The sequence below is a fragment of the Roseivirga sp. YIW32 genome, from assembly GCF_057219245.1.
Map to the genome: position 1 here is coordinate 17,635 of NZ_JBXVVG010000001.1, position 18,055 is coordinate 35,689.

22 protein-coding genes and 1 tRNA gene are annotated in these 18,055 nt (G+C 44.2%); 12 read left to right on the forward strand and 11 right to left on the reverse strand.

Going from position 1 to position 18,055, the window contains the following annotated elements:
- On the reverse strand, window positions 1-600 hold the full coding sequence (locus AC2D6U_RS00090) for a TetR/AcrR family transcriptional regulator (protein WP_484718897.1): 600 nt from the start codon (window positions 598-600) through the stop codon (window positions 1-3).
- A 46-nt stretch (window positions 601-646) separates the two neighbouring features.
- Between AC2D6U_RS00090 and AC2D6U_RS00095 the strand changes: the two genes are divergently transcribed.
- Window positions 647-1,174 (forward strand): hypothetical protein, encoded by a 528-nt coding sequence (locus tag AC2D6U_RS00095; protein ID WP_484718898.1) that lies wholly within the window; start codon window positions 647-649, stop codon window positions 1,172-1,174.
- Window position 1,175: 1 nt separating this feature from the next.
- On the opposite strand, the gene AC2D6U_RS00100 is transcribed toward AC2D6U_RS00095, so the two are convergent.
- The 6 genes from AC2D6U_RS00100 to AC2D6U_RS00125 all read right to left on the reverse strand — a co-directional run bounded on the left by AC2D6U_RS00100 (window position 1,176) and on the right by AC2D6U_RS00125 (window position 7,246).
- The gene (locus tag AC2D6U_RS00100; RefSeq protein ID WP_484718899.1) at window positions 1,176-2,162 is read right to left on the reverse strand and encodes a hypothetical protein; all 987 of its coding nucleotides are present in this window, start codon (window positions 2,160-2,162) and stop codon (window positions 1,176-1,178) included.
- A gap of 12 nt (window positions 2,163-2,174) precedes the next feature.
- Entirely contained in the window at window positions 2,175-3,023 is an 849-nt protein-coding gene (locus tag AC2D6U_RS00105; protein ID WP_484718900.1) for a porin family protein, read from the reverse strand.
- Between the two features lie 22 nt (window positions 3,024-3,045).
- Complete coding sequence (locus AC2D6U_RS00110) at window positions 3,046-3,735, reverse strand: hypothetical protein (protein WP_484718901.1); 690 nt, start codon at window positions 3,733-3,735, stop codon at window positions 3,046-3,048.
- The gene (locus AC2D6U_RS00115) at window positions 3,725-4,306 is read right to left on the reverse strand and encodes an RNA polymerase sigma factor (protein WP_484718902.1); all 582 of its coding nucleotides are present in this window, start codon (window positions 4,304-4,306) and stop codon (window positions 3,725-3,727) included. The genes AC2D6U_RS00110 and AC2D6U_RS00115 overlap by 11 nt, the downstream gene beginning before the upstream one ends.
- Window positions 4,307-4,457: 151 nt before the next feature.
- Window positions 4,458-6,902 carry a PspC domain-containing protein gene (locus tag AC2D6U_RS00120; protein WP_484718903.1) on the reverse strand — a complete coding sequence of 815 codons (2,445 nt, stop codon included), beginning with the start codon at window positions 6,900-6,902 and terminating at the stop codon, window positions 4,458-4,460.
- Entirely contained in the window at window positions 6,899-7,246 is a 348-nt protein-coding gene (locus AC2D6U_RS00125; RefSeq protein WP_484718904.1) for a PadR family transcriptional regulator, read from the reverse strand. Before AC2D6U_RS00125 ends, AC2D6U_RS00120 begins: the two co-directional genes overlap by 4 nt.
- Before the next feature lie 261 nt (window positions 7,247-7,507).
- Here AC2D6U_RS00125 and AC2D6U_RS00130 point away from each other — a divergent pair, with 261 nt between their 5' ends.
- From AC2D6U_RS00130 to AC2D6U_RS00140, 3 genes are read left to right on the forward strand one after another with little or no spacing between them, the layout of a single operon-like run.
- Window positions 7,508-7,738 carry a hypothetical protein gene (locus AC2D6U_RS00130; RefSeq protein WP_484718905.1) on the forward strand — a complete coding sequence of 77 codons (231 nt, stop codon included), beginning with the start codon at window positions 7,508-7,510 and terminating at the stop codon, window positions 7,736-7,738.
- Window positions 7,739-7,771: 33 nt separating this feature from the next.
- Window positions 7,772-8,074 (forward strand): hypothetical protein, encoded by a 303-nt coding sequence (locus tag AC2D6U_RS00135; RefSeq protein WP_484718906.1) that lies wholly within the window; start codon window positions 7,772-7,774, stop codon window positions 8,072-8,074.
- A 57-nt stretch (window positions 8,075-8,131) separates the two neighbouring features.
- Entirely contained in the window at window positions 8,132-8,701 is a 570-nt protein-coding gene (locus tag AC2D6U_RS00140) for a hypothetical protein (RefSeq protein WP_484718907.1), read from the forward strand.
- On the opposite strand, the gene AC2D6U_RS00145 is transcribed toward AC2D6U_RS00140, so the two are convergent.
- The 4 genes from AC2D6U_RS00145 to AC2D6U_RS00160 form a co-directional block, all read right to left on the reverse strand.
- Window positions 8,698-8,895, reverse strand: coding sequence for a DUF1643 domain-containing protein (locus AC2D6U_RS00145; RefSeq protein ID WP_484718908.1), 198 nt, complete (start codon window positions 8,893-8,895; stop codon window positions 8,698-8,700). The genes AC2D6U_RS00140 and AC2D6U_RS00145 overlap by 4 nt on opposite strands.
- A 52-nt stretch (window positions 8,896-8,947) precedes the next feature.
- Window positions 8,948-9,029 (reverse strand) — tRNA-Leu (locus AC2D6U_RS00150).
- 117 nt (window positions 9,030-9,146) lie between these two features.
- Window positions 9,147-9,443: a putative quinol monooxygenase gene (locus tag AC2D6U_RS00155; protein WP_484718909.1), complete on the reverse strand. Its 297-nt coding sequence runs from the start codon at window positions 9,441-9,443 to the stop codon at window positions 9,147-9,149.
- On the reverse strand, window positions 9,443-10,186 hold the full coding sequence (locus AC2D6U_RS00160) for an SAM hydrolase/SAM-dependent halogenase family protein (RefSeq protein ID WP_484718910.1): 744 nt from the start codon (window positions 10,184-10,186) through the stop codon (window positions 9,443-9,445). The genes AC2D6U_RS00155 and AC2D6U_RS00160 overlap by 1 nt, the downstream gene beginning before the upstream one ends.
- A gap of 85 nt (window positions 10,187-10,271) precedes the next feature.
- Here AC2D6U_RS00160 and AC2D6U_RS00165 point away from each other — a divergent pair, with 85 nt between their 5' ends.
- The 8 genes from AC2D6U_RS00165 to AC2D6U_RS00200 are packed head-to-tail and all read left to right on the forward strand — an operon-like array spanning window position 10,272 to window position 18,008.
- A complete protein-coding gene (locus tag AC2D6U_RS00165; protein ID WP_484718911.1) occupies window positions 10,272-11,234 on the forward strand; it encodes a PhoH family protein in 963 nt (320 codons plus the stop codon).
- Window positions 11,212-11,649 carry a GNAT family N-acetyltransferase gene (locus tag AC2D6U_RS00170; RefSeq protein ID WP_484718912.1) on the forward strand — a complete coding sequence of 146 codons (438 nt, stop codon included), beginning with the start codon at window positions 11,212-11,214 and terminating at the stop codon, window positions 11,647-11,649. Before AC2D6U_RS00165 ends, AC2D6U_RS00170 begins: the two co-directional genes overlap by 23 nt.
- Before the next feature lie 41 nt (window positions 11,650-11,690).
- Window positions 11,691-13,733 carry a ComEC/Rec2 family competence protein gene (locus tag AC2D6U_RS00175; RefSeq protein WP_484718913.1) on the forward strand — a complete coding sequence of 681 codons (2,043 nt, stop codon included), beginning with the start codon at window positions 11,691-11,693 and terminating at the stop codon, window positions 13,731-13,733.
- Between the two features lie 3 nt (window positions 13,734-13,736).
- Window positions 13,737-14,507 (forward strand): enoyl-CoA hydratase/isomerase family protein, encoded by a 771-nt coding sequence (locus AC2D6U_RS00180; RefSeq protein ID WP_484718914.1) that lies wholly within the window; start codon window positions 13,737-13,739, stop codon window positions 14,505-14,507.
- Between the two features lie 31 nt (window positions 14,508-14,538).
- A complete protein-coding gene (locus tag AC2D6U_RS00185) occupies window positions 14,539-16,470 on the forward strand; it encodes a RecQ family ATP-dependent DNA helicase (protein WP_484718915.1) in 1,932 nt (643 codons plus the stop codon).
- Between the two features lie 23 nt (window positions 16,471-16,493).
- Window positions 16,494-17,084, forward strand: coding sequence for a hypothetical protein (locus tag AC2D6U_RS00190; RefSeq protein WP_484718916.1), 591 nt, complete (start codon window positions 16,494-16,496; stop codon window positions 17,082-17,084).
- Window positions 17,085-17,089: 5 nt separating this feature from the next.
- Entirely contained in the window at window positions 17,090-17,461 is a 372-nt protein-coding gene (locus AC2D6U_RS00195; protein ID WP_484718917.1) for a carboxypeptidase-like regulatory domain-containing protein, read from the forward strand.
- Window positions 17,451-18,008 carry an NUDIX hydrolase gene (locus AC2D6U_RS00200; protein ID WP_484718918.1) on the forward strand — a complete coding sequence of 186 codons (558 nt, stop codon included), beginning with the start codon at window positions 17,451-17,453 and terminating at the stop codon, window positions 18,006-18,008. Before AC2D6U_RS00195 ends, AC2D6U_RS00200 begins: the two co-directional genes overlap by 11 nt.
- Window positions 18,009-18,055 lie beyond the last annotated feature (47 nt).

Consider the following 18,055-nt stretch of genomic DNA (forward strand, 5'->3'; position numbering starts at 1 on the left):
TTATTTCTTTAAACCGTTTAATATCATGTTTGATAATTTCTTTGCAACCTCCTCCGGACTTAACGTACCTTCAGGTTTGTACCAGGTATGTGTCCAATTAAGGGATGACAAAATGGCTAACATCATGAATTTAGCATCTACAGACTGAAATTCGCCTGCGGCAATGCCCTTTTCTATGATGCCAATGAACCTTCCTTCGTAGTCATCTCTCATTTTGAGGAAATCACTCAAATAGGGTTCACTCAAATGCCGCCATTCATTAAAAAAGACAGCTGATGCATCGGTATTGGCTGTAATTACCTTTACGTGTGCTAAGGCTGCTTTTTCCATCTGTTGAGCATAGCTCGAATTGGCTAATTCAACAGCTTTCCAAGCATCAAAAAACTCATCTGCCATACGGAAGCAGACCTTTTGTAAGATCTCTTCTTTGGACTTTATGTGTGAATAGAGACTTGCTGCCTCAATGCCTAAAACCTGTGCAAGGTCGCGCATCGATGTGGTTGCGTAGCCCTTTTCTCGAAAAAGTCTTGTAGCTTTCTCTTCAATTTGAGCTTTTCGGCTTTTCTTTGCTACAATATCCATCGAAGCAAATGTAAACATACTAACGTTCGTTAGCAAGCGATTGTTTCGGTGAAATTATGTGCCCATGGTGAAATTGGAAAACGAGGAATTTGATCAAAAGAGCTACTTCAAAAGGTTGGAGGCCGTCGTGTATTTAATATTGGCAGTGCCATTGATTGCCTTTGGTTGGGTGTTTTTAGAGAAGGAGCGAGCGGGAGAATTGCGTTCGGTATTCTTCGAGGAACCTGATTTTATGTTTCATGCGGTGATGTTCGTAGGGGTAGCCTATGTGTTAATGCGTACGGTACTCACCTGGAAAAGAGATGTGCTCAAGGGCCTTGAGGGGGTTGAAGAATTGGACGTCAAATTACAGCTCTTACGTAAGCCGATCATAGTGCGGAATCTTTTATGGGCATTTGGTGCGGGTATTGGTGCTTATGGGCTTTACGACAAAGGTGATATGATCTATGCTATTGTGTTCACTGTTTTCTTGTTACTCATGACCTCCAATCGACCCAGTGGGCACTACTTTGTACGCCTATTGCACTTGAAAGGAGAGGAGAAGGATTGGGTATTAAAACAACACCCCGCTGAAAAACGGGGTGCTGAATAACTTAAAATACGACGCCTAGGGTTATAGGGCTCAGGGCCGGCCCATTTCCATCTTCGAATATCGGTGCCATGTCGTAGGTCATGAACATATCAAAACGGTCAATACCGATTTGCGCTCTTAGCCCCCAACGGAAATTATTGATATAAAACCCACCTTTGTCCTTGTCTTTTTGATTGCCTGCATCGTTGCTGTATTTGTACTTTGCCTTTTGGCTTAATTTCAAGCTGGCATAAGGACCAATTCCAAATCGAAAGCCGCGTCGAGCACTCAAGGCAACACGCACATCATCGTCTTCATATTGCCTTACAAGGCGTTTGCCTCGGCCGAAGTCAAAGACTGGGACCAGATTAAAATTGAGATAGGTGACTTTCAGCTTGCTCTTCTTTGCGCTATTGACGGTTAGGTCTTCAAAGAAATTCAGCTCACCACCACTCGGGTCTAGACGAGTGCGCGGGTTTTCGAATTTGAAGTTGTACCAATTGAATCCCCAACCCCAATCGAGGTACAAAGGTCCGCTCAAATAAGTCGTGTGGTTCCAGATCAGGCCAATGAAGGTAGAGTTGATCGGACGAAGCTGATACAAGTCATTAGAGCTTGGAAATTCTCCATCTTCTAACCAGTTGTTGATGCCGATCTCGAAGTTCAGGTCTCTAAGCGTTCCATGATCATGTTGTTGGTAATACTCAACATCCCTCGATCTTCTACGTCTTTTGTTTCGCCAGTCGTCACCATCGTTGTCATCCCAATAGTCCCAACTATCCCAGTTGTCCTCCACCTCTACTTCAACTCCGAGAAAGCCTGTTCTGAGGTAAAAATTATCATCGTCGATGTACAGTTTATTCACGCCGCGTTTAGGGATACTGATGACCGTATCTACTCGATCAAATTGGTAGTTACTACTCCATCTCCAACCAAATTGTGCATGTGCAGCTTGAATGCTGAAGATCATTAAGAGAAAGGCTATTGCTGTTGTTTTGAATCTTTTCATGTGTTCTGTTGATTAAAATATGAAACCAAATGTGACAGGGCTTAATCTTGGAGCGTTGATGTCGTCTTCAAAAAGATCAGTGAGTTCATAGTTGAAGAAGATGTCAAAGAAATTCCAGCCCATGGTGGCTCTGAACCCGTAACGAAATTGATTGAGGTTTGATCGTCCGCGATTTTTCTCTTTTTGTTTGTTTCCATTCGCGTCGTCGTATTTGTAGATGACAGAGCTGTCAAGGCGATAGCCACCGTACATCCCAAATCCAACTCTGAAGGCATCGTATCGACCAAAGGCAAGGGTAGGGACCATATGGACATTGAGATGCCACATTTTGATCTTACTTTTTCTTCCTTTGATGTCAGGCTGCTCAAAGAAGTTGATTCCGGTGTCTGTGATGTCGAGGCGGGTGCGCGTGTTTTCAAAGGCAAATTCTTGCACACTTGCTCCAATTCCCCAATCAAGGTAAAGCACGCTGAATACATGCGTGATGTTATCAAAATTTAGTCCGCCATACCAAGAGTTGATTGGGTTCAGGCTGTACAACTCGCTTGACGAAGGCAACTTGTCGTTTTCAAGGTAATTATTCAAGCCCAGGTAGAAATTGACAAAATTTCGTGTTCCTCGTCGAGGGTAGTATTTGTCGATGGGCATGTCTTCCCAAGCAGAAGTAGCCACTTCTTGCTTTTCTTCAAACGATCTGTAATAAGGCTGATGCTCAACTTTCAATAGGTTGTTGTAATCAGGCGTATAGATCGCTTTGTTGTTGTTTTTGTTCAGTTCAATGTCGAAGAAGTTCTGTGCATTGAGACCGGTACCAAGACATATCAGTAATAGTACCAAGGGTAGCTTAGTAGAAATTTTCATATTCAGTTATTTTGAGTTGTTGTTACTTCTCTTTAGATGGAGAATCTTGCTCGATGGTTGCTTCGCTCTTAGAAACTTCTTCAGATTTATCGAAGTTGAGCTCTTCATTAATGAAGTCGATCTTTGATTTGCGCATGCTGTTGAAGGCTTTTTTGCCATCATTTACACCTCTTGCTACAGAAGCTAAACTTTTGATGAAGCTGAACTTCAAGCCGCTTGATGCGGGGACAACATCGGTATAGGTAGGTAAATCAAAACGAAGATCGCTGCTTAGTGGAATCCGTGCATCGGTCATTAGCAAATCAAGTGGTCGTTTATCGAGAGCAGCGACAAATACCACTTGTCTGTTATTTTCTATGCTGTCGTCGATATTACTTAGAGGAGCTGGTTGTGTCGTTTTCGATATGCCAGTCACCTGGGCATGAAGGACTCCGGGTTTGTTTACTGGATCTACATTGAATTCGGGTTGGTTTTTAGCCACTTCAGCAATTTGAATAGCACTGGTTGTCTGCTGAGTTGTAAGCGACGTCCAAGTGAAGGCACAGACTAAACTTACCGAAGCCGCAATGGCCAGGTAGAAAATAAAACCCCGCTTGGTTGACTTCTTTTGTACATTGGCTTCAATGGCACTCCAGGCATTAGCGGGTGGGGTCATCTTTTGGGAAACCAAACCCTCGCGGAATAGACTGTCTATTGGGTGATTATCCTTCATGGCTCAATGCGTTATCATTCATGTAATTCTCTGTCTCCACAAGCATCATTTGTAAATGCTTGCGAGCTCTACTCAATTGCGATTTTGAAGTGTTTTCACTGATCTCCAATTGATCAGCGATCTCCTTGTGGGAGAACCCTTCAATGGCATAGAGGTTGAATACGGTTTTATAACCGCTAGGAAGTTTGTCGATCAGTTTTTGAAGGTCTTCTGCCTCCAACTGACCGGCAAGCAATCCGAAATCCGGTTCTCTTTCTGCATATTCAATCTCCACCTCCAAGTACATGCTTTTGTTTTTGCGGATGTGCGAAAGCGCTTCGTTGACCATGATCCTACGGATCCAGCCTTCAAAACTTCCTTCACCTTTGAATTGGTCAATCTTCTGAAAAACCTTGGTGAATCCGCAGATCAACACATCTTCAGCGGCATCGACTTGTCCGATGTAGCGACCACATAGGGCGAACATCAAAGGGGAATACTTTTCGTAAATATCCCTTTGTGCCTTTCCATCTCCTTTTCGACAAGCTGCGATGAGCTTCTCTTCAGTTGTTGACCTTTTGATTTGAAGCATGTCTTGGTTGACTCATGGGTAAGATGAGCGAATGATTAAAAACGTTGCATCCTAAAGATGATTTTTTTCAAATTTAGTTGCTTTTCCTCAGGTAAGAAATGTAAATGACTAGGAATCAAACAAATATGGCCAGAGAATCTGGCCATATTTTTTAGTATTTGCTGATGCTCGCGCTGCGCCCTTGCTCGCGGATGTCGAGATTGGGTTCACCTTTGTAGCGTATCGACGAAAACCCGTCTGCTTTTGCCCTCAAGTAGTTTGACACTGAAATGCGAACCCGTGCTTCTGATTCGGTATCCACATCGGCTTCTTTAATGTTCGCGTCATAGGCATAGACCCTGCTCTCATCAGTGAAATGAAGTTTTACCTTTTCTGAGTCTACCACCAGATCTGCTCTGGCTGAACCAAATGCGTAGATCTCCAATTCATCAATTGTTCCTTCAATGGCTAGTCTTGAATTATCATACATGCGCACCACTAAAAAGTCTGCATTGAATTCGCGTAAATCAAGATCAGCTCCTTGTCTGAGGTTAATGCTTTCAAGGTCATTCGTGTAGACCGTTACTTTTACACGATTCCAATTTTGGTCTGAACTTGCCCTAGAAGAAGAGGCTTGGATGTCGACACTCTGTTTGAATTGTTTGAGTTTGACTTCTTTGACCAAGTAGGAAGGACCACTTAATTCAATTTTATATTCGTCAGATTGAACAAAATCAACATCGAATTCTCGGTAGATCTCTAAGCTGTGGAATTCGTCAAATGAAGTTACTTGTCCCTCTTCTTTTTCGATCACTTCATTTTCTGCAGAACAAGAAAGGCAAACCAGCTGTCGGTCTTCATCGAACATCCAGACGTTGCGAGAGATCTCCCACCAGCTATATCCATAGCTTAAGTACCTGATCAAGGTTCTGGCCTCTCGGTCGATTCTAAAGGGCTGATCGATCGGAATGAACAAGTCCACGTCCACTTCTTGGAAATAGAATTTTGCTCTATTCGGGAAGGTAATGTCATTATCAAAGATCAATTCATTTCCTTCCAGCCTGACGTCATAAGTAACTTCTTGCGCATGTTCTTCAGCTACCCTTGGGTTTCTGCCACGTGCCCTGAAGCGCTTATTGATACTGAATTGACCGTCCGTGCTTGGACGAATATCTAAATCTGCAAATTCAGCGTCATAATCTATATTTCGAGACGTCCTGTATCCATAAAAGCTCTCGTATTCATTGTCCACCCGATCCACTTTGATCACCAAGGTGTCAGCTGAGATACTGAGGTTTTCAGATTCCTGGTAAACGCCTTCATCTCTAAAATCTCTTACCACATTCGGAAGAATGGCAAACGATCCAAAAATGGCGATCATCCAAATGCCCAATACACTCCAGCCGAAGGATGAACTCATCACTCTTCTTTTGGCGATCACCGTGATTCCTGCTAAGAACAGGTAAAGGAATGGAATGAATACCGCTACAAGTAAGAAGAGCACACCAATTCCTGGTATGGTGTTTTGAAATACTTCGAAAGGGAAGTAGGTCAACTCCGGATCCCACATGTACCAATCACCATTGTACATGCCAAATAGGACACCCGCTGATACCAGCAAAGAGAACATAACGGAAATGGCTATTATGGTGATAATACCCCCTGTGAAAACACGCAGTGCTGCCACGAGGAATAGAAAAAGTGGAGCAATGGCCCTTCCTAAACCAGCGAAGATCTTAGCGATCAGTCGAAATGGAAAGAGAAGGATCTTCGTAAATGTGTTTTCTCCTTTTGGATTTAATTCTTCTTCTTTTTTTCGTTTGATGGTCGTGTCAATGTTAGAAATGGTGACTTTCTCACCTTTCATTTGCATTCTGTCTGTAAGCGAATTGGCCTTTGGAGTGATGATCCAAAGGACAATGTAAGCGAGAATACCAAAACCACTAAAGGCAAATACGATAAAGAGTATGCGGAACAAAAGGGCATCGGTTCTAAAATATTTGGCAAGCCCTCCTGATACCCCGCCGATCACACGATCATCGGGATCTCTGTAGAGTTTTCTCACCGCATCATTTTCCGGTAGCTGATCATTTCCACTCAAAGCGATCCATAGGATCGGGTAGACGATCAACGAAATGCCACCCCCGAAAAGTAGGGCAAGGAATAGCCCCCTTACCCAAATCGGGTCAGTTTTGAAATAGTAAGCAAGGCCTGAACATACGCCGCCGATCAATTGGCGCTGTGTATCGCGTTCGAGTTTTCTGCCCGTGCTCGCATTGGCCTGTTGCTTTTCCTTTCGATCTGAACTTGAACGCTTTTCCTCTTTGGCAGCGCCTAGGTCCTCTTCTGATTCCATGGCTTCGAAATCGGCGATTTGACCCATGGTTTGAATTAAGGATTCAATGTCTTCTTTGGAGATGACTTGTTTGTCCTCCTTGAGTTTGTCCAAGAAGATCTCCGCAATTCTACCCTCTATATCAGCCACGATCTCGTCGTTGTCTTCATAGGAAGCAAAATATCGGCTGATTGCATCGAGGTAACCTTTCAGAAGGTCATATCCGTCTTCCTCAATGTGGAAAATGATGCCGCTAATATTGATACTGATGTTCTTTTTCATGACTGTTGACTAGAGTTGTTTTTTGAGATGATTTGACTTGTTGAATCCACTAATTGATGCCAAGTGGATTGGAGGCTTTCCAAAAATTCGGTCCCAGTTTGCGTAATGGTGTAGTACTTTCTTGGTGGACCAGAACTCGATTCTACCCATTTGTAATCGACCAATCCTGCCTTGCGTAAGCGCGTTAGCAGGGGGTAGAGCGTTCCTTCCACGACCATAATTTGTGCGGAGGTCAGCTCTTCCAGCATATCCGATGCGTAGACTTCTCCTCGAGAAATGATCTGCAAAATGCAAAACTCGAGAATGCCCTTGCGCATTTGGATTTGAGTGTTTTCTAATTTCATCCCCTCTTTTTTTGATAATTAAGTTGTTAACCTTATGCAAATATACGAAAGAAGGTACTATGTGTTGCATAGTACTGTATAAAAAACATTACCTTGTATTGGGTTGAGGGAAATATTTTGAGATAAAATGGGCTTTGCACCTATTTAAAGCGCGCATTTGGCAATGCAGAAAAAATGGAATTTTTTTGTAAAAGAATTAAGTTTTACGCCTTTTGGGTAGGTTGCGAGCGCCTCTTGGTGTAGTATTGTCTATAGGATTCAGTGAAGAACAGTAAGTTTAAAATATTTATAGGGGTGTTGTGCATCCCTATCTTTTTGCTGGGACACCAACTGCGCGGGCAGTCCTCTCCAAAATACAGCAATGAGTTCCTGGCCATCGGTGTTGGAGCACGTGCGCTTGGCATGTCTAATGCCATGACATCAGCTGTGAATGATGTAACGGCTGTGTACTGGAATCCAGCAGCACTGACCGATATTGAGTTCAAGTACTAATTTGCTGCGCAGCATGCAGCCTACTTTGCTGGCGTGGCCAATTACGATTACATCGGAGCCGCAATGGCCATTGATACGGATAGCCACATTGGCCTGTCGCTAATTCGTCTGGGGATAGATGACATTCCGGATACGCGAATGCTTTTTGATGCCAATGGTCGTTTGAATTATGACAACATTAATTTTTTCACAGCTTCTGATGTTGCCTTTATCTTCTCCTACGCGAGGGGAGTTAGCCTGATCTCGGGAGAGAGCTTTGCCGATGGAGGCGGATTGACTTTTGGTGTCAATTTCAAAATCATTCGGCGTAAAGTTGGAGATTTTGCCGGGGCCTGAGGCTTTGGAGTAGATGTCTCCACTAAGTACCGCTACAATGACTGGGACTTTGGCTTGATGATCAGGGATGTGACCACTACATTTAACGCATGGACGATAGAGCAAGCTGAATTGCAGCAGGTCTTTAATCAGACAAACAATGAAATCCCCAGTAATTCACTTGAGTTGACCTTGCCGAAAATGATCGCTGGTGCTTCCAGACCCTTCCAGATCAATGATAAGTTTGGTCTTCTCGCTTCAGCTGACCTCGTCTTTACCTTCGACGGTCGGCGCAATGTGTTGGTCAAATCCAAGACCGTATCCATCGAACCTCAAGTAGGTCTGGAATTGGACTATCAAGACAAGTATTACTTAAGAATGGGTGTGGGTAATTTTCAGCGTGTCAAAGAATTCAGTGCACTCGAGAACTTGACCAATGAAACCTACTGGACCTTTCAGCCGAATATGGGAATGGGCATAGTTCTGGATGAATTTGTGATCGATTATGCCTTAACAGACATTGGGAATGTAGCTGAATCGCCTTATTCGCATGTGTTTTCCATCACTTATTCGTTAGAAAATTTACCGGGCATCTATGCACGAAATAAACGAAGACAGAAAAAGAAAGCCACGGATGATGAGAACTAGCTTCCGTAACCCAATTCTTTGGCGAATCCGATGCATCTACGAATGGTCGGGTCATCTTGTTGATGATCTGCGGTAGAGGGATTTAACATGATGAAGAGCACTTTGGGTTTGGTTTCGTCCCAAGTGCGTTCGAGCAAATAGCGATAGGTTTTGCAGCGAGAAAAAGTGGCTTTTCGAATCAATTGGGATTGCATTTGCAGAATAAAGTTGGGCAAATAAAAAAGGCTTCCGAAGAAGCCTCCTTTGTACCTTGGGCCGGAGTCGAACCGGCACGTCCGAAGACATTGGTGTTTGAGACCAACGCGTCTACCAATTCCGCCACCAAGGCATTCTCTCCTAAGCGTCCACCTCCCGATAGTTATCGGGACCGCCACCAAGGCTTGATTGAAATTGGGAGGGCAAAAATGGACAAAGATTTTTGATTATCCAATACCGAAGAATCAATTTATTCCACCTTGATGTACTCAAGATTTGAAAAGGCAATGGGCTTAGCTGAGAACTTTCTTTTTGTTGCCATCCAAACATTCTCAAAAAGCGCTGAATGCCTGTAGTTGTTCAGGGCTTCGTCATCATCCCAAATGCTGTAGGTAGAAAAAATATTGTCCTCGTGGTAATCCTTCATTAAGGTAAGGTGGCGACAGCCCGGGAAGTTGCGAATCTGCTCTTTCGAGTGATCAAAGAGTTCCAAAAAGGCCCCGACCTCTTCGGGCTTAAAGGTCATGCGTACGATTCTGATCAACATTAGTCTTCAAAGGTTATGATGATGGCACTGTCAAACGATAATCCTAGCAATTGGGCACCGTTTCCTTGATAAAGCCCGATTACTAAACGGTTCATGTCGTCGAATACCGCGAAGGCATCTCCCGGTTCTACCTCCTTCATTTGTTCATGCACCTGATGAAGTTTTTCTCGGCTAAACTGGATGGTAAAATTTCTATCCTTGCTTAGGATGTCGAAATCAGTCTTTTCAATATTAGTGATGAGGTTTCCAAAGTGGTCAACGTGAATCACATGGCCACTGATCTCTCGTTTAGTCGCTCGCGCCTTTCGTTTTGAGAATTCTTTATACTGAGTTAATGGTGTGCCAAGGCCCTCTACGGGAACTTCGTTGGCGAGCTGTACAGCAGCTTGAACGGCACCTTTCAACGGATTTTTCGTTGGAGGTAGCGCAATCATATGATCAGGCCGGCGTTCAGCGATCAGACTCATCACCCCATTGTTTGGCGCCACAAAGTAATGACCTTCGACAAAGGCAATGAAATACCCTAATTCATCATCTTGACCGATGAAGTGAATTGTGCCCAAAGGGAATTCCTTAAAAACGGAACTAATGACAAAGGCCATGTGTGAAACATCATTCGGTTTAACGTCATGACTGATGTCAATGAGAGGCAGGTCGGTGCGCTCAGAAAACAGGGCAGCCTTCACGTAAGCCACATAATGGTCACTATTTCCAAAATCAGATGTGAAAGTGATCAGGGGCATGAGTGATATTTAGGTTTTTATCTAGCTTTGTGTTGCAAGGTTTCAAATTTAAAGCTAAAGCAATTCACTAAATCCATCAGCAAATTTGGTAGAAAAACTCATCACACTTGAAAATATCGCTATGGTCGATTTTCTGGGCGTCAGCAATCAGAACATCAAAGCGGTGGCATCGGCTTTTCCAAAGAGTAGGATCGTTTCTAGGGGAAATCAGCTACTCATTAAGGGAAGCGCTTCGGAGATTCTACAGATCAATGAAGTCGTACAAGACTTGATCGCTATTTACCATAAATATGGTAAGATCACTGAAGAACAGATCAGCTCTCTTTTGCGCAAAGAGGCTGCCCAATTGGATCATCAGGAAGAGGATCCATTGGTCTATGGCTCTCGAGGCACAATGGTCAAACCCAAGACACCCAATCAGCAAAAGCTCGTCGATGCGGTCATGGAAAATGACTTGGTCTTTGCTGTAGGCCCGGCGGGAACAGGAAAAACCTACATTTCCGTTGCCATGGCGGTTAGGGCATTGAAGAACAAAGAAGTTAAAAAAATCATTATTACCCGGCCAGCCGTTGAGGCTGGAGAAAATTTGGGCTTTCTTCCTGGTGACCTAAAAGAAAAGATCGATCCCTATTTGCGACCCATCTATGATGCCTTGGGAGATATGATCCCGGCAGAAAAATTGAAATATTATCAGGAAAACAACATCATTGAAATTGCACCATTGGCCTATATGCGTGGACGCACCCTAAACAATGCTTTCGTTCTGTTGGATGAAGCACAAAACACAACGGCCATGCAGATGAAGATGTTCTTAACCCGAATGGGTCCAAATTCTAAAGTGATTGTGACCGGAGACCAGTCGCAGATCGATCTGCCTCATCGACAAAAATCCGGTTTAATCGAATCTTACCGTATTTTACAAAACGTAAAAGGCATCGCTATCGTAGAACTAAGTGCAAAAGATGTTGTACGTCACCGATTAGTTAAGCAAATTATAGCAGCATACGATAAACACTTCGACCAAGATGATTCGAGTAAAAAAAATTGAGACAGACCAAGAATTAAAAGAAGCCTTCAAGATCAGAGAGGTGGTTTTTGTAGAAGAACAAGCTTGTCCGGTGGATGAAGAATTTGATGGTTTGGATCAAGAGGCCATCCACTTTATCGCCTACATCAACGACCAACCCGTTGGAACCTGCCGTTATCGCATCACAGACAAGGGAATTAAGCTTGAGCGTTTTGCAGTTATCAAAGAACAACGCGGGTCAGGCGTTGGCAAGCGATTGGTACAAACGGCCCTTGGTCATATTGAAAAGAAAGCACATCCTTCAGGCACCTTGCTCTATCTCCATGCACAACTTGCGGCCATGCCCTTGTACACCCGTTTTGGATTTGAGAAAATCGGTGAACTAATTGAAGAAGCCGGTATCGATCACTTTGAAATGCAGAAGAAGGTAGGCTAGCGTGTATTTATCGAATTTTGTACATTCGATAAAGCACACACATGTTTTTTCAACAATTTCCACTGCTACGCCTAGTGCTATGCCTTGCTGCGGGCATCACAGTTAGCCATTTTACCGGTTTTTTTTTAAGCAATGCCATAGTTGTGATCGGCCTGTTGCTGACCATTCTTTTTGTGCTCAATTGGCGCTTTTCCCTCAGATTTAACCTGTTTTTTGGTTTTCTCTCCCTTTTACTTTTCATTTTTTTAGGAAGCTATAGGCTTCAACTGTCTCTGGCAACCTCTGATCCTGATCAGTTGGTCAACCAGGAACTGGATGAGGTGGAGGCTTACCAGGCCATGCTAACCGCTTGGCCAGAGCGGAGGGAAAAAAGTGATAAGCTCGAAGCTAATGTATTTAGTTTATACCAAGAGGGGCATTGGGTTACTGCAGAGGGTAAAGTGTTGCTCTATACCGATACGATCATAGGAGATGGTCTAGAAAGAGGAGACCTGATCTGGGTGGGTGCTGCACCTGAACGTACCCAAGCGCCTACCAATCCCTCTACTTTCGATTACCGTCGCTACCTCAGCTTCCAAAACATACATTTTCAACACTTTGAACGGAATGTTCATCCGGTGGGCCATGCTCCTGTGAGCGGGTTGTGGCGCCTGTCATACCGCTTCCGTTCTCAGGCAGAATCAATTTTGCGAAAGTACGTGAAAGATGATCGTTCTTTTGGTATCGCGTTGGCTTTGGTCTTGGGCGAGAAGAGAGAACTTGACGCCACCCTTTCAAAGGCCTATGCCGCTTCCGGGGCCATGCATATCTTAGCCGTCTCTGGGCTTCATGTTGGGTTGATCTATTGGATCTTTTCGATCTTCTATCGGCAGTTGCCTTTTCGCCTTAGACAATACCGATGGATAGAGCCCGTTTTCTCCATTATACTTTTGCTTTGTTATGCCCTACTCACGGGCATGTCGCCTTCAGTAATGAGGGCAGCAACCATGTTCAGTTTCGTGGCGGTTGGGAAAGCGATCAGGCGGAGGTCCAGCATTTACAATGCCTTAGCGGCATCGGCTTTGGTTCTCCTTTTGATCGATCCGCAACTACTTTTTAGTGTCGGGTTTCAGTTGTCGTACCTAGCGGTTTTTGGGATTGTCTATTTACAACCCAAGTTTTACCAATTATTGGCCTTTAAACATCCTATCGTGGATAAGCTTTGGGCGATCACCTGCGTTTCTCTGGCTGCTCAGTTGGCCACTGCCCCTTTGAGTTTGTATTACTTCCACCAGTTCCCGACGTATTTTCTATTGACCAATCTGTTCGCTATACCGGCTGCTTTTTTGATACTTTTTCTCGGGTTACTACTCCTTACTGCTAGCTTCCTGCCAGCCGTGGCCAGTGTGATTGGGTTGGTGCTCTCTACTTTGATTCAGTTGACCAACGCCTTAGTGACAGGAGTCGGTAATTTACCCTTAGGCCAGCTGAATGGAATCTACCTTACCAGAACTGAGACCCTCTTGCTTTATGGGTTAGTGGCATGTCTTGTGCTTTTTTTCTCCCTTCGGCAGTTTCGAATGATCTATGCGGCACTTTTCTTAAGCATGTGGTTTGGCGTTAATCGTCTTGCGAATCAGTTGGCGACCTTTGGTCAGCGTGAATTGATCGTGTTTGATATCCCCAATGAACAAGCCATTCACTTTCGAAAAGGCAATAGAGGTCATTTAGTCATCGATTCGACTTTGATGAAGGACAATGATCTGATGGAATTTATTGTCGCTCCTTATCAGCGTGTTCACGGCTTGGACAATCAGGATGACGCGACTTCATTGTCTGTACCTCGCTATGAATTTGCGGCGGGGCAGGTATTGGTTTTTGAAGGGATGAAGTTGTTGGTGTTGGATAAGGGAGTCGATCTGACTCAACTACCCACTGAGATCAGCTGGGACCTCTGTATCTCTTCAACTCCAGATGCTCTTTCCATTGTTGAAGCCAAGGAATTTGTGCTAAATTCGAATGCAACTGGTGCTTTTCTGCAGGAAACAGAGGACGACCAGATCCACTCGATCAGGGAGAGTGGTTTTTTTATGAAGACATGGTAAACTATGGAATTGGTAAGATACAGACTTGACAATCGCGTTGCGACAATCACGCTCAATAGGCCAGAAAAACGGAATGCGCTGAATGCGGCAATGGTCACAGCGCTGAAAGGTGCATTTGAACAGGCAGCAAAGGATGAATCCAAAGTGATCGTGCTGGATGCGGCTGGAGAGGCATTTTGCGCTGGGGCGGACCTGGCCTATTTAGAACAATTGCAAGAGAATACCTACGAGGAGAATTTAGCGGACTCCTCACATTTAAAGGAGCTTTTCTACCAGATCTATACGCACCCGAAAGTGGTGATCGCCAAGATCCAAGGGCATGCCATTGCCGGTGGCTGTGGTTTGGCCACGGTGTGTGATTTTTCTTTTGCCGCTGAGCATGCAAAGTTTGGTTACACCGAAGTGCGTATTGGCTTTATCCCGGCCATTGTGAAAGTATTCTTGTTGAGGAAAATAGGAGAGGGGAAAGCCAAAGAATTGTTGTTGACAGGTGCCCTTTATAGTGCAGAAGAGGCAAAAGGCCTTGGCTTGATCAATGAGGTAGTACTTGCCGAAAAACTGGATGAAAAGGTGCATGCATTTTCTCAAATGCTCATCGAAAAGAATTCGGGGCAATCGATGCAGTTGACCAAACAAATGATTGCTGAGGTGCAGGAAATGTCCTTAATGGATGGCTTGAATCATGCGGCAGAACAGAACGCCGAGGCTCGGGCTACTTCAGACTGTCAAAAAGGAATTGCCGCTTTCCTGAACAAAGAAAAGCTCAGCTGGTAGAAAACAGCATGAGCTTTCGTAAATTTCTTTCATGACCAAGCCACTGGACATATTGGCCAAGTACTGGGGCTACAATAAGTTCCGTTCTCTTCAACAAGAGATCATCGAAGCCGCTTTGGCCGATCAGGACGTCTTGGCTTTGTTACCAACGGGCGGTGGTAAATCCATATGCTTCCAGGTGCCGGCCTTAATGAAGGAGGGGCTTTGCCTGGTGATTTCACCGCTTATTGCCTTGATGAAGGACCAGGTTTCACAATTAAACCAGCTAGGCATTAGTGCCCATGCCATACACTCTGGTATTTCTTCACGTCAGCTCGATCACTTATTGGACAATGCCTCCAATTCTGATTTGAAGTTTCTTTATTGTTCTCCCGAGCGATTGAAGACAGAGCTCTTCCAAGAGCGGATGAAAAAGGTGATCGCAAAAAGAGGTATCTCCTATTTGGTGGTCGACGAAGCGCATTGCATTTCACAATGGGGATACGACTTTCGGCCGGCTTACCTAGAGATCGCCAATTTCAGGGAATTGCTAGGGGATGTGCCGGTGATCGCGCTTACGGCTACGGCAACCCCTAAAGTCAAGAAAGAAATTGAAGAAAAACTGCTTCTCAAAGGAGCCTTTTTTCAGAAGAGTTTTGCACGGCCTAACCTGAGTTATGCGGTCAGGTTTGAAGAACATAAGGACAGAAAGTTACTTGAGGTGATCCAAAAGATCGAAGGGTCGGCCATTGTTTATGTCAATACCAGAAAAAGAGCGAAGGAAATCGCACATTGGTTGTATCAGCATCATATTTCTGTGGATTATTACCATGCCGGATTGAGTCATCAGGAAAGGACGTCTAAGCAAGACAATTGGCTTTATGGTCGCACGCGTGTGATCGTCGCTACCAATGCTTTCGGTATGGGCATCAATAAGGCAGAGGTCAGGCTCGTGATTCACATGGATTTGCCAGATAATCTGGAAGCCTACTATCAAGAGGCAGGAAGAGCAGGTCGCGATGAACGAAAGGCCTTTGCCGTCACCATATGTAACCAGCGCGATATTGAACAGTTGAGGGAACGGTTAAAAAATGCCATGCCTGAGCTCTCCGTGATCAAAGAGGTGTATCAAATGTTGGGTAATTTTTACCAATTGGCCAATGGCAGTTTACCTGAGAAAGCTTTTCCTTTCGATCACCAAGAGTTTGCTCAGCGTTTTCAGAAGCATCCATTGCTGATTTATAACGCATTGAAAATGCTGCAAGAGGAAGGAATTATTCATTTGACAGAAGCCTTCTTTTCTCCACCCAGGTTGAAGTTGTTACTTGATTCTACGGCTCTTTATCAATTTCAAATCGCCAATGCAGCATTAGACCCATTGATCAAAAGCTTGTTACGGTTATATGGAGGAGACCTCTACCAACGAGAGGTACAAATCAATGAAACGGAACTGGCCGGTCTGCTTGGAGCGACCACCGCCGTGGTCAAGCAGCAGCTTCAATTTTTGATGCAATCGCAAGTGGTTGACTATCAAAGTTCATCCGATTCGCCACGCTTAAGTTTTTTGATCCCTAAACAAGCAGCAGAAAAGTTACCGATTGATCAACACAGGCTAGAGTCCAGGCGAAAACTGAAGCTTAGCAAAGCCGAATCGGTGATTTCCTATTTGCACGAGGAAGACCAATGCCGTACGGCCATGTTGTTGGCTTATTTGGGAGAGACCGCTTATGATCGTTGCGGCGTTTGTGACAATTGCCTCCGTGCAAAGCAGCACCACGACGACGAAAAGTACCTCGGTCATTACAAAAAACAAATTTTGAATACCCTTCATCAGCCCATCAATGTAAAAACCGAGGAATTGGTAGAGATGCTTGACCCTCGGAAAAAGGCGCTTTTTCTAGAAGTATTAGCCAAACTGCTCGACCATGGAGAATTGCATTACGATGATTTCGGATATTTAAAACCATCTCGCCATAACATTTGAAGTTGGTTGGAGTATTACTAGTGATGGATAGATCTTTTTTCGAAGACGTATACAATAAATTGTTCAAGAAGCAGCCGCCGAAACAGCCTGTGGTCACAGAATTGCTCAAACGATCTGAAATAGAGCTTGCAGCCTATGCTGCTTGGGAGAGTTCTTCGGCACGAAAGCATTTGATCGAGGACTTGGATAGGGCCTACCATTTGAAGAGACAACAAATTGAATCGGCGATGAAGGTGCATATCTTGGACTCTCAATATGCCAACGGCTTTGCCATCACATACAACCAACTGTTCACCCCCGCAAATTTCAAGTTCCTTTTCGATTACTTCAAGGATCAGGTCTTGAGCATGGGCTATAAATTAGCTCAAGGCGATAGAAGAATTTCAGATAAGGAGACCTATGAAGAAACCATTGAAAAATGGTATTTAAAACCTCAAACGAGTGATTTTGACCAAGAGCAAATCGATCAACGCTATGGTAATGTCATTATTGAGTTTGTTTCTGTGAACCGAAAGCCCAGCTATATGCGCCTAATGGCCAACGTTTATCAAGACCGCTTATACGCCAAGGCAGAACCATTTGAAGAACTATTTAATAACTTAGTATCAAACTAAAGATCATGAAAAGACTAACACTCATTGGACTATTGCTTTTTACAGGACTATTCCTTGGTACAACTAATGCGGAAGCACAAATTTTTAATACCAAACTAAGGATCACGGTACTTGATAAGTTGGGGAATGTGGTTCCTGAGGCCGAGGTCACCCTTTATGCCTCCAAAGAAGATTACACCAAAGAGACAAACCCAGTACAACCCACTGAGTTGACAGATGATAAAGGAAGGGTCACCTTCAAAAAATTAGATGCTCAGTCGTATTACGTCATCGTCAGAAAAGGAGACATGACCAACATAGGGGGTGGAGAGATCATTAGTGAGCTGGAAGAAAAAAAGCTGAACAAAGCGAATGTGATCATCACAGATGAACTCTAACCAACAGAACACTCCTTTTGAAAAGGCCTTGTCAGCTTACTTTCCAAAGGACAAAGAAGAGATCCTTTTCAAGGAACGAATGCTGTCACTTCTGACTTTTGAGAATTGTTTTGATCGCTCCTTGCTTCATGCTCATTTTACAGGATCAGCCTGGGTGGTCGACCCTCAAGCTCAAATGGTGTTACTGACCCATCACGCCAAATTGAACCGTTGGCTGCAGCTTGGCGGCCATGCCGATGGGCAACGTGACATGCAGCAGGTTGCCTTTCGTGAATTGAAAGAAGAGTCAGGCAGCAGTGAATTTACCTTGGTGATGGGACAAATCTTTGACCTGGATATCCATAGAATACCGGCAAAGGGAGAGGTGCCTGCTCACGATCACTACGACGTGCGCTACCTGTTCCAAGGTGATGCCTCCATGCTATTGCGTAAGAACCATGAGTCTATGGAGCTTCGTTGGGTGGCATTTGATAAAGTCAGTACTTTGGTGGGTAACAATGAATCTATTTCTAGGATGTTAAACAAAAGTCTTGAATTGGCATTTTAATTGAGGCCATTATGCCAATTATAATTGAAGGGATACTTATTTAGCAC

Coding starts and splice junctions, on each gene's coding strand:
- AC2D6U_RS00200 (WP_484718918.1), top strand. CDS start 17,451: ATGAACTCTAACCAACAGAACACTCCTTTTGAAAAGGCCTTGTCAGCT.
- AC2D6U_RS00195 (WP_484718917.1), top strand. CDS start 17,090: ATGAAAAGACTAACACTCATTGGACTATTGCTTTTTACAGGACTATTC.
- AC2D6U_RS00180 (WP_484718914.1), top strand. CDS start 13,737: ATGGAATTGGTAAGATACAGACTTGACAATCGCGTTGCGACAATCACG.
- AC2D6U_RS00185 (WP_484718915.1), top strand. CDS start 14,539: ATGACCAAGCCACTGGACATATTGGCCAAGTACTGGGGCTACAATAAG.
- AC2D6U_RS00105 (WP_484718900.1), bottom strand. CDS start 3,023: ATGAAAATTTCTACTAAGCTACCCTTGGTACTATTACTGATATGTCTT.
- AC2D6U_RS00145 (WP_484718908.1), bottom strand. CDS start 8,895: ATGCAATCCCAATTGATTCGAAAAGCCACTTTTTCTCGCTGCAAAACC.
- AC2D6U_RS00120 (WP_484718903.1), bottom strand. CDS start 6,902: ATGAAAAAGAACATCAGTATCAATATTAGCGGCATCATTTTCCACATT.
- AC2D6U_RS00095 (WP_484718898.1), top strand. CDS start 647: ATGGTGAAATTGGAAAACGAGGAATTTGATCAAAAGAGCTACTTCAAA.
- AC2D6U_RS00110 (WP_484718901.1), bottom strand. CDS start 3,735: ATGAAGGATAATCACCCAATAGACAGTCTATTCCGCGAGGGTTTGGTT.
- AC2D6U_RS00155 (WP_484718909.1), bottom strand. CDS start 9,443: ATGTTGATCAGAATCGTACGCATGACCTTTAAGCCCGAAGAGGTCGGG.
- AC2D6U_RS00115 (WP_484718902.1), bottom strand. CDS start 4,306: ATGCTTCAAATCAAAAGGTCAACAACTGAAGAGAAGCTCATCGCAGCT.
- AC2D6U_RS00170 (WP_484718912.1), top strand. CDS start 11,212: ATGATTCGAGTAAAAAAAATTGAGACAGACCAAGAATTAAAAGAAGCC.
- AC2D6U_RS00175 (WP_484718913.1), top strand. CDS start 11,691: ATGTTTTTTCAACAATTTCCACTGCTACGCCTAGTGCTATGCCTTGCT.
- AC2D6U_RS00190 (WP_484718916.1), top strand. CDS start 16,494: ATGGATAGATCTTTTTTCGAAGACGTATACAATAAATTGTTCAAGAAG.
- AC2D6U_RS00160 (WP_484718910.1), bottom strand. CDS start 10,186: ATGCCCCTGATCACTTTCACATCTGATTTTGGAAATAGTGACCATTAT.
- AC2D6U_RS00125 (WP_484718904.1), bottom strand. CDS start 7,246: ATGAAATTAGAAAACACTCAAATCCAAATGCGCAAGGGCATTCTCGAG.
- AC2D6U_RS00100 (WP_484718899.1), bottom strand. CDS start 2,162: ATGAAAAGATTCAAAACAACAGCAATAGCCTTTCTCTTAATGATCTTC.
- AC2D6U_RS00140 (WP_484718907.1), top strand. CDS start 8,132: ATGATCAGGGATGTGACCACTACATTTAACGCATGGACGATAGAGCAA.
- AC2D6U_RS00090 (WP_484718897.1), bottom strand. CDS start 600: ATGTTTACATTTGCTTCGATGGATATTGTAGCAAAGAAAAGCCGAAAA.